At 32.7% G+C, this 733-nt stretch carries 1 protein-coding gene; it reads left to right on the top strand.

Annotated elements, in window-relative coordinates; all coding sequences use genetic code 11:
• Positions 1 to 413: hypothetical protein (locus tag BKH42_RS09120; protein ID WP_219349864.1), on the top strand; the 413-nt coding region annotated here is incomplete at its 5' end.
• Between the last annotated feature and the right edge of the window lie 320 nt (positions 414 to 733).

Below are 733 nucleotides of genomic sequence, written 5' to 3'. Positions count from 1 at the left end.
AAGAATTGGAGGAAAAACGTGCTCAGGAAATGTTGAATGAAAAACCTTACTGGCTTATGCATTTTGAAAAGTTTGAAGCTAAAATGGAAAAGAAAATTGAAGCTAAAATGGAAAAGGAAAAAGGAAATAAAAAAGGACCTGTAGCAAGATTTTTCATTCACATTCACAATATTCTGGTGTTTTTCGCTTTGCCTTTTCCAGTTTTTTTGTTTGTCTTGTCTATGATTATATTTGGTTTGTCTGGTGGTCACTATGGGAGTGATTTTGTGGGTTTTTCTGGTGCATATATGATTTTTGGTTTCTTCGCTTTTATTATTATTACGTTTTCTCTCAAAATGCTTATCGTATTGATTACAGAGGATTATTTTACATATGATTTTAGTAACACTAGAATTTTTCTTGACCCCAATTGACCTTAACCACCCAAAAAAAGCTTCAAATAAATCTTTGAATTTATTGATCGGGTTTGATATTCCTTTAGCAATGCTATCACTTAGGCTCTCTCCTGTTTTTCTACTGAAAATCCTGATACCTTTAGTGATCTCTGAAAATTCTGCTCCTAGATTAACTGTTAGATCTGATTTTAAGCCCATTGTTTATCCTTTAATTGTGGTTTTGGTGTTGATTTTTTTAAACAAACGATGTAAAATATTCATAGATTGAATATTTAGGAGTGAGTGATGCCCTTGTGGTTTTGGTGTATGGTGCCTGTGGTGTCTATTGGTATCACGAT

Origin of the sequence: Helicobacter sp. 13S00482-2 (assembly GCF_002272795.1) — a bacterium.
Lineage (GTDB): Bacteria > Campylobacterota > Campylobacteria > Campylobacterales > Helicobacteraceae > Helicobacter_J.
The sequence above is the reverse complement of the archived record's forward strand: the minus strand, read 5'-3'. Positions and strand labels throughout refer to the sequence as shown.